Here is an 8,985-nt window from a genome sequence, read left to right as displayed (position 1 = left end):
GCGGGGTACGAGGCGTTCGACGACGAGCCGCCGGCGCAGCCGATCCAGGCCGCGCTCGCGGCGCCCTATGCGCACGTGACCGCTCCGCTGCGACGGCTGGTGGATCGCTGGGGACTGCTCGTCTGCGAGGCGCTCGTGGCGGGCGACGAGGCTCCCGGGTGGGTGCGATCGTCTCTCGGCGAGCTGCCGCGGATCATGGCGACGAGCAGCGGGCTCGCCGGACGGCTGAACTCCGGCGCGATCGACCGGATCGAAGCCGCCGTGCTCGCAGATCGCGTCGGCGACGAGTTCGAGGCCGTCGTGCTCGCCCAGAACACGTCGCACACGCGCATCCAGCTCGCCGATCCGGCGGTCGAGGCATCCGTCGACGGCATCTTCGGCGAGCCCGGCAGCGAGGTGCGCGTGCGTCTGCTCGCCACGAGCATCCGGACCGGGACCCTCGCGTTCGAGCCCGTGCACTGACCGGCTCTTGCGGTGCGTCAGCAGCCGGGGCCGCGGGGGTTCTCGATGCAGGTGCGGTCGACGAGCGCCATGCGCACCTCGACGACCTGGACGGGGTAGTCGGCGGAACGCGCGGTGACGACGCCATCGACCGGGCGCCATCCGGTGCCGAAGTCCACCGCGGCGGCGTACTCGATCGTCACCCCGGTCGCGTAGGTCCCGCGTTCCGCATAGACGTGACTGGTGCTCGTCGGAGTGAACTGGGCGACCCCGGATGCCTCCCATGAGGTCCCCCCGGACGCCGCACGCAGCGTCGAGCCGTCGCCGTACGAGAACACGTACGCCGTCGGAGTGAACCGCACGGTCACGGGGAAGCCGAGCAGGACTCCGGCGAGCTGCTGCGCGGAGGCGCCGGCGACGAAGTTCGCGGGCATGCCCACGACCCCGAACCCTGCCGGCTCGCCGCCGAGGGTGGGCGTGGCGGGCCGGAACGAGACGAGGTCGGCGAGCGTCACCTCCGGGAAGCCGGGATCGACGGGCTCGGCCGGCAGGTCGGGCCGCTCGCAGCGCTCGGCGGGGGCGTCGCACGGCATCTGATTCGTCGGCTCGAGCGGCATCGTGGGGGCCGGAGGCTGGGCGCCGGGAGCGGCTTGCGGGCCGCTGGAGTCGTTGGCACCGTCGTAGTTTTGCTCGAGGCCGACAGATACGTCCGTCCCGCTGTTGGCGGTCGACCAGTTGCAGACACCAGTCGCGGCAAGAGCTGGAGTGCAACCCGTCGAGACTCCGCTCGGACTTGAGAAGCCTGCCGAGCCAGCAAGGACGAGTACGAGCGTGACGACAGCCTGTCTTAACATTCGTCGCTTTCCGACGTGACGCTACGTTCTATCAGCATCGGGTCGCCGAGAACGACTAGGGCGACCCGGAGCGAGGTGCGTGGGTCGCGGCCCGGCATTGTTACGTCCTGACCAGATGCGTTGACCACTCGAGTCCGCGAGGAGTCCAGGCAAACGTCGATCTGCGTATCGCCCGTTACAGGATCAGTCACAACGGCCGCGATGTGCAGGATCGAGCTCTCGCCCTCGATCCGGATGCCCAACTCCTCGAAGGATCGAATCGCCTCTAAGTCATCCTCAAGCGCCGAACCGACGAGAAACGACTGCGGATCGGGGTCTGACCCCGCATCCGAATACCGCGCGTTCACTGCATCGATGTACGCGCGGTACGTCTCCTCTGCCGCCGCGAACGCCTCTTCCTCGGTCGAGAACACCGCGGTCGGCGTGGGTGCCGGCTCGGGCGCCGAGCCGAGGCATCCGGTCAACGCGATGACCGACGCCGCCAACAGAACGGCCGCCGTCGTTGCTCGCAGGATCACCCGACCAACGTAACCGGCGCTCCGGCAGGTGGCCGCGAGTTTTCCACAGGCCCGAGACGTCCACCGCCGAGCACCGCCTGCCGCGTTGACGAACCGTTATGAATCCGTGACCAGAGGTTCTCCCCGGATGGCAGGGAACAGATATTCGAATGTCGGAGGTCCTTGAGAGCATGAAGTATGACGTTCTTCTCCGATCTGCAAGCGGCGCTCGACGCGCTCAGCCGCGTGGTCGGCGAAGACCTCGACGGCATCGCCGTGCCCAGTGCGGTCCGGCGGCTTCCCGACGAGGCGGTGGTCGAGGTGATCGCACAGGCCAGCGTCCTGCTGCGCGGGGCGGAGTCGCTGCGGATCGCCGCATCGGGCACGGTGGCGGAGCGATCCACTCGCGACGCCGGTCACGACGGGCTGGCACAGAAGCGCGGGCACCGTTCCCCCGTGTCACTGATTCAGGACCTCACCGGCACGAGACGCGCCGACGCCGCCAAGCAAGTGCGACTCGGTGAGGCACTCGCGGCCGGCATCCGCGATACTCGCGATGATGCGTCGGGTCCCGACACCGCAGAACCGACGGGCGGCGTCGCGGATGCAGCCTGCGCCGCGCCGACGTCCCCTCCGACACATCAGCGGCCCTGGCATGCGGTACTCGGCGACGGGCTCATGACCGGTGCCCTCACCTCCGCGCAGCACGACGCGATCTTCCGCGGGCTCGGTGAACCGCCGGTTCCGGTGCTCACCACGGAAGGCGCCGCCGGCCCCGATGCGACTCCCGAAGACGCGACCGCCCACGAGTTGTCTGCGCAACAGATCACGAATCAAGAATTCGCGGCGGCGTGGGCGTCCGCCGCAACGCAGCTGATCGATGAAGCCGCGGTGCGCACGGTCGAGGAGTTGGCGTCGGCGGCGCGCTGTATCCGCGACATGCTCGACCCCGTCGGCGCGGAACGGCGATTCGAGGAGCGGTTCGAGGCGCGCGCATTCCGCACGTGGATCGATCGTGACGGCACCCGCCGCGGCTCGTTCACGTTCGACGACGAGGGCGGCGCCTGGATCCAGACCGTCATCGACAGCGCGCTGCGCCCGCGCCGCGGAGGGCCACGGTTCGTCGACCCCGAAGAGAAGAAGCGGGCCGACGAACTCGCGACGGACCCGCGCACCAACGACCAACTCGCCTACGACCTCGTCATCGACGTCCTGCGCGCCGGAGCCGTCGCCGAAGCCGACGCGGTGTTCAGCACGCGGCAGCCGGGCGTGCGGATCATCGCCACCGCCGCAGCCCACCGCGAATCGCTCGAGAGCCGGCCCGCCGTCGCGGTCTTGGAAGACACCGACGCCTCCCTCCCGGGCTGGCTGATCGCACAGCACATGTGCGACGCGGGCGCTCGCACCGCGACCCTCGATGCGGAAGGCAACCCGCTCGACCTCGGCCGGGAGGCACGCCTCTACACGTCGAAGCAGCGCCTCGCCCTCGCCGTACGCGACGGCGGATGCCGCTGGACCGGCTGCGACCGTCCCGCGTCCTACTGTGAGGCCCACCACATCGACCCCTACGCCGAGGGCGGCCGCACCGATATCGACCGCGGCATTCTGCTCTGCCGCTTCCACCACATGCAACTGCACCACGGCGGCTGGCGCATCACCCGCCGCGGCACCGACGACTTCCTCCTCCATGCGCCGGACGGCAGCGAGCCCATCGCACTGCCCATCCGGCTCGCACGCCGCTACGCCTTCGGGGACCTCCAACCTCCACCCCGAAGATTCCGCCCGGCCGCCTGACGTCCCGACGAAGTTCCAGCACCCACCACCGAGGGCTTCGCCGCCGCGCCCCGCCGCCTGACGTCCAGACGAACTCCAGCGCCCACCGCCGAGGGCTTCGCCGCTGCGCCCCGCCGCCACCGACCCGCTTCCGCCGCCGCTGCGCTTCCGCTCGCGGCGCCTACTCCGCTCGTCCCGTCTCGCCCCACTGCTCCATCGCCGCACGGAGATGGCGCGGCGTCAGCATGAACATCGGCTCGATCTCCTCCCAGCCCGGCTCCTTCACACGACGGCTGAACGCGGCGTGATCGGCGTCGACCGGATTGGATTCGTCCAGCCCGCCGCCGTCCTCACCCATCAGAGCGAAGTGGTAGATCCACACAGACCCATCCGCCTCGCGATGCCGGAACGTCGCCTCGAACACCGCCCGCTCGGCCGGAAGCGTCTCGAGACACTCGTCGTATCGCGCCGTGAGCATCGCCATCCACTCGTCGAGCTCGCCTTCCATGCCGTCCCTGATCCGGGCGCGGCTCAGCTCCAGCCGCAATCCGCTGGGAACGGTCGCGGGCATCATGAACCCCGCAAAGTCGCGCGGGGCGGGGCGGAACGGGATTCGAGGCACCACGTCGTCAGCCATGGCACCACTCTGCCACTCTGGCTTGCACGATCACGTGCGCAACCGCGTCAGCCGTCCAAGGCGGCGAGCACCTCCGCGATCATCCGATGCCCCTGCGCCTCGAACTCCGCGTCACCCACCTGATGTGCCCAGACAGCGGTCCCGATCGCCTCACGGATCCGCATGAGCAGCCAATGCGACGGATGCCTCGGATCACGGCCGTACCCGGCGAAGAAGGCTTCCTCGCACTCCGGCGCGGCCCGCCACTCCTGCGCTGCGAGGCGCGAGAAGTCAGTCGCCGCGGGCCGGAACGCGAAGCGCCCGAAGTCGATCACCCGCAGCTCGTCGCCCTCGACCAGCCAATTGCGCGGCTGCCAGTCTCCGTGCGTCGGCACCAGCGGCGCTTCCACGGGCGGCAGCTCGGCGAGAGCCGCGCGCAGCCTCGCCTCGACCTCGGGCGCGATCGCGTGAGCCGAGTCCAGCCAGGCGAGGGCGCGGCGAGTGGCCGCGGCATCCGTCCCCTCCGAAGCGCGGCTCGCCTGTTCGTGGAACGCGCGAAGAAGCTCGCCCGCGCGACGGTGGACCGCGGGGTCGGTCGCGGCGCCCGTGCGGTACGCCAGCTCTCCCGGCAACCGGTCGACGACGAGGATGCGTGCGTCGCGGTCGCCGTGCAGAAGCCGCGGGGCATGCCCGGTCGAGCTCCAGACGCTCACCGCACCGGACTCATACGCCTCCATCTCGCGAACGAAGTGGTGGTCCTCCGGCGTGGCCGCCTTGACGATCGCGTCGCTCCCCCGATCGCGCACATGCAGCACGACGGTGTCGACGAGGTTCCAGCTGAGATCGGCGACGACCTCGGCACCCGGCATCCACTCGGCCAGGCGCGTCCGCTGCGCCACGGAGAGGCGATCCACGCCCCGACCTCAGGAGGTGACGACCTGCGCCGTCCCGACCGGCGCCGCCGGACCCATCTCTTCGGCGATACGGTTCGCCTCTTCGATGAGGGTCGCGACGATCTCGGACTCGGGCACGGTCTTGATGACCTGGCCCTTGACGAAGATCTGTCCCTTACCGTTGCCGGAGGCGACGCCGAGGTCGGCCTCACGCGCCTCGCCGGGACCGTTCACGACGCAGCCCATGACCGCCACGCGCAGCGGCACGGTCATGTCCTTGAGGCCCTCGGTCACGTTGTCGGCCAGCGTGTAGACGTCGACCTGGGCGCGGCCGCACGAGGGGCACGAGACGATCTCGAGCTTGCGCTCGCGCAGGTTCAGCGACTGCAGGATCTGGTGCCCGACCTTGACCTCCTCGGCCGGCGGGGCCGACAGCGAGACGCGGATCGTGTCGCCGATGCCCTCTCCGAGCAGGATGCCGAACGCCGTCGCCGACTTGATCGTGCCCTGGAACGCCGGGCCCGCCTCGGTCACACCGAGGTGCAGCGGCCAGTCGCCGCGCTCGGCGAGCAGCCGGTACGCCTTGACCATCACGACGGGGTCGTTGTGCTTCACCGAGATCTTGAAGTCGTGGAAGTCGTGCTCCTCGAACAGCGACGCCTCCCACACGGCGCTCTCCATGAGCGCCTCCGGGGTCGCCTTGCCGTACTTCTCGAGCAGCCGCTTGTCGAGCGAGCCCGCGTTGACCCCGATCCGCAGCGACACGCCCGCGGCCTTGGCCGCCGCCGCGATCTCACCCACCTTGTCGTCGAACTGCCGGATGTTGCCGGGGTTCACGCGCACCGCCGCGCAGCCGGCGTCGATCGCCTGGAACACGTACTTCGGCTGGAAGTGGATGTCGGCGATCACCGGGATCTGGCTCTTCGCCGCGATGATGTGCAGCACGTCGGCGTCGTCCTGCGAGGGCACGGCCACGCGCACGATCTCGCAGCCCGACGCGGTGAGCTCGGCGATCTGCTGCAGCGTCGCGTTGATGTTCGTCGTCGGCGTGGTCGTCATCGACTGCACGCTCACCGGCGCGTCGCCGCCCACGAGCACCTTGCCGACCTTGATCTGACGGCTCTTGCGACGGGGGGCGAGAGTTTCAGGGACCTTCGGCATCCCGAGATTCACGGCTGGCACGGCATAGAGCCTACGCGCGAGTCCCGGGCTGAGGCTGGCCGGAGGCTGAGCGGATGCCGAAGCCGAGGCATCCGCCGTCTCCGCTGCGTCCGGCGCACGGTGTATGTTTCCCGCCATGAGCCTGAGCCATCACCTCGGACGCATGACCGGCCGGGACCCGAACGAGGCGCACCGCGGGGCCACTCCCCTCGAGCTGCTGTTCGACCTCGTGTTCGTCGTCGCCTTCAGCCAGATCGGCTCGCAGGCGGCGCACTATCTCGAGCTGGGCCACGTCTCGACCGCGCTCCTCGGCATCGTGTTCTCGACGTTCGCGGTCACGTGGGCGTGGATCAACTATTCGTGGCTCGCCTCGGCGTACGACACCGACGACGCATTCTTCCGCATCGCGACGCTCATCATCATGGTCGGAGTTCTCATCGTCGCCCTCGGCGTGCCCGACGTGTTCCACTCGATCGACGAGGGCCACATCTTCGACAACACGGTCATGGTGGCCGGGTACGTGGTCATGCGCATCGCGACGATCGCGCTGTGGGTCCGCGCCGCGCGGCACGACGAGAAGCGTCGCAAGACGTGCATGGCCTACGCCGTCAACGTCTCCATCGCCCAGGTCGGGTGGATCGCCCTGATCTTCCTCAACCTGCCGCTCGGGATCACGCTCGTCTTCACGACTCTCCTGGCGCTGTTCGAGCTCGCGGGGCCGTTCTTCGCCGAGAAGCGGTATGGCCCGACGCCCTGGCACGCACACCACATCGCCGAGCGCTACGGCCTCCTCGTGATCATCACGCTCGGCGAGGTGATCCTCGGCACGATCCTCGCGATCTCGGCGGTCATCGAGGAGGACGGCTGGTCGGTCGAGGCCGGGCTCGTCGCCTTCGGAGGCACGGCGCTCGCGTTCGGCATGTGGTGGAACTACTTCGCCATCCCGTGGGGCGAGGTGCTCAAGCATCATCGCTGGCGCGGGTTCCCGTGGGGCTATCTGCACCTGTTCATCTTCGGCTCGCTCGTCACGGTCGGCGCCGGACTCCACGTCGCGGCGAACGTCATCACCGACCACGCCCATGTGGACGCCACCTTCGCCGTGCTGTGCATCGCTGTCCCCGTGCTCGTCTACGAGACGTTCCTGTTCGGGATCTACGCCATCACCGTCATGCAGTTCGATCCGTTCCACGTCTGGCTCTACCTGGGGTCGGTGGGCGCGCTGGCCGCCAGCCTCCTGGCGGCGTCGCTCGGCGCCTCGATGGGGGTGGCCCTGCTGCTCATCGCGTGCTCGCCCGCCGTCGTGGTGGTCGGGTACGAGACGGTCGGCTGGCGCCACGGCGCCGAGATGCTGGAGCGCGCCACCCGCTGACGGCGGACGGCGACCCGCGGTCGCGCTGTGGTAGGTTCGGCGCATGTCCGCGCACCTGTCCTGGTGGCTCACCGCATAGGCGGTGGGTTTCGCGCGACTCAGACCGCCTCCGGGGCGGTCTTCTTTTCGTAAGGGATGCCTCCCCACGACGAAAGAACCACAGCCATGACCGGGCCCGCCCACCCCTCGCTTCGCGAGATCGCCGCTCGCGGCATCCCGTTCGCCCTCATCGCCCGTGACGGCGCGACCGTCGAGCTGCTCGCCGGCGAGGTCGCCGACGTCGACCTGCTCGGCGACATCCCGCTCACCGCCGACGACGGCACGCCGCGCGAAGTCCTCGCGCTCGTGCCGTTCCGGCAGGTGCGTGAGCGCGGGTTCGAATGTCACGACGACGGCGCTCCGCTGCGCTGCCTGATCGTCGACGAGCGGTTCGCGATCCCGCGTGACGAGGCGCTGGCCCAGTTGCCGACGACGGCGATCCCGCTCGAGGACCCCGGCTTCGACATCTCCGACGACGAGTACGCCGACATCGTGCGCCGCGTCATCGCCGACGAAATAGGCCGGGGCGAGGGCGCCAACTTCGTCATCCGCCGCGATTTCGCCGCGGGCGTGCCGACGGATGCCGCGACCGCGGCGCTGACGTGGTTCCGGGCACTCCTCGAGCACGAGCGCGGCGCGTACTGGACGTTCGCGGTCGTGACGCCCGGCCACGTCGCGGTGGGCGCCAGCCCCGAGGCCCACGTGAGCTCGCGCGACGGCGTGGTGACCATGAACCCGATCTCGGGCACGTTCCGCCACCCCGACGGGGGGGCCACCCGTGAGACGCTCACCGAGTTCCTGGAGTCGACGAAGGAGACCGAGGAGCTCTTCATGGTCGTCGACGAGGAACTCAAGATGATGAGCGCCGTGTGCTCCGACGGCGGCCGAATCACGGGCCCGCACCTGAAGGAGATGTCGCGACTCACCCACACCGAGTACGTGCTGCGCGGGCGCAGTCGGCTCGATCCGCGCGACATCCTGCGCGAGACGATGTTCGCGCCGACCGTCACCGGGTCGCCGATGCAGAACGCGTGCACCGTGATCGCGCGGCACGAGCGGTCGCCGCGCGGCTACTACTCCGGCGTCGCAGCGCTGTTCACGCCGCGCCCTCCCCGACGTGTCGATGACTTCGCGGAACCGCATCCCGAGGCCGGCGAGCCGACGCACGACCTCGACGCGCCGATCCTCATCCGCACCGCGTACCTGCAGGACGGACGCCTGCGGGTGCCCGTCGGCGCGACGCTCGTGCGCCACTCCGACCCGTACGGCGAGGTCGGCGAGACCCACGGCAAGGCGGCGGGCGTGCTGGGCGCGATCGGCGCGGTGCCGCGCGACGGCGCGG

Annotated in this window: 8 protein-coding genes and 1 pseudogene; 4 read left to right on the top strand and 5 right to left on the bottom strand. The window is 69.8% G+C overall.

What is annotated here, in order from left to right; translation table 11 throughout:
• Positions 1 to 462: pseudogene (locus tag EIO58_RS08015) on the top strand (RNB domain-containing ribonuclease); the annotation flags it as partial.
• 17 nt (positions 463 to 479) lie between these two features.
• Here the strand turns inward: EIO58_RS08015 and EIO58_RS08010 are convergent.
• On the bottom strand, positions 480 to 1,058 hold the full coding sequence (locus tag EIO58_RS08010) for a hypothetical protein (RefSeq protein ID WP_205789181.1): 579 nt from the start codon (positions 1,056 to 1,058) through the stop codon (positions 480 to 482).
• A gap of 230 nt (positions 1,059 to 1,288) precedes the next feature.
• A complete protein-coding gene (locus tag EIO58_RS08005) occupies positions 1,289 to 1,813 on the bottom strand; it encodes a hypothetical protein (RefSeq protein ID WP_127819081.1) in 525 nt (174 codons plus the stop codon).
• 177 nt (positions 1,814 to 1,990) lie between these two features.
• On the opposite strand from EIO58_RS08005, the gene EIO58_RS08000 reads away from it, so the two are divergent.
• On the top strand, positions 1,991 to 3,586 hold the full coding sequence (locus EIO58_RS08000; protein ID WP_127819080.1) for an HNH endonuclease signature motif containing protein: 1,596 nt from the start codon (positions 1,991 to 1,993) through the stop codon (positions 3,584 to 3,586).
• 160 nt (positions 3,587 to 3,746) lie between these two features.
• On the opposite strand, the gene EIO58_RS07995 is transcribed toward EIO58_RS08000, so the two are convergent.
• Genes EIO58_RS07995 through ispG form a run of 3 tightly spaced genes read right to left on the bottom strand, consistent with a single transcriptional unit; the run spans position 3,747 to position 6,235 of the window.
• Positions 3,747 to 4,202 (bottom strand): DUF6176 family protein, encoded by a 456-nt coding sequence (locus EIO58_RS07995; protein WP_240658641.1) that lies wholly within the window; start codon positions 4,200 to 4,202, stop codon positions 3,747 to 3,749.
• 47 nt (positions 4,203 to 4,249) lie between these two features.
• Positions 4,250 to 5,095, bottom strand: coding sequence for an aminoglycoside phosphotransferase family protein (locus tag EIO58_RS07990; RefSeq protein WP_240658640.1), 846 nt, complete (start codon positions 5,093 to 5,095; stop codon positions 4,250 to 4,252).
• A 9-nt stretch (positions 5,096 to 5,104) separates the two neighbouring features.
• The gene (ispG, locus tag EIO58_RS07985; RefSeq protein ID WP_127819083.1) at positions 5,105 to 6,235 is read right to left on the bottom strand and encodes a flavodoxin-dependent (E)-4-hydroxy-3-methylbut-2-enyl-diphosphate synthase; all 1,131 of its coding nucleotides are present in this window, start codon (positions 6,233 to 6,235) and stop codon (positions 5,105 to 5,107) included.
• A gap of 136 nt (positions 6,236 to 6,371) precedes the next feature.
• On the opposite strand from ispG, the gene EIO58_RS07980 reads away from it, so the two are divergent.
• Both EIO58_RS07980 and EIO58_RS07975 read left to right on the top strand, forming a co-directional pair.
• Positions 6,372 to 7,604, top strand: a complete 1,233-nt coding sequence (locus EIO58_RS07980) for a low temperature requirement protein A (protein ID WP_127819079.1) — start codon at positions 6,372 to 6,374, stop codon at positions 7,602 to 7,604.
• 165 nt (positions 7,605 to 7,769) lie between these two features.
• Positions 7,770 to 8,985, top strand: a 1,216-nt coding sequence (locus EIO58_RS07975) for a chorismate-binding protein (RefSeq protein ID WP_205789180.1), incomplete at its 3' end; no start/stop codon positions are given.

It is taken from the genome of Microbacterium sp. CPCC 204701 (assembly GCF_004010105.1).
In the GTDB taxonomy this organism is placed as follows: domain Bacteria; phylum Actinomycetota; class Actinomycetes; order Actinomycetales; family Microbacteriaceae; genus Microbacterium.
This window is presented reverse-complemented; position numbering and strand designations above follow the sequence as displayed.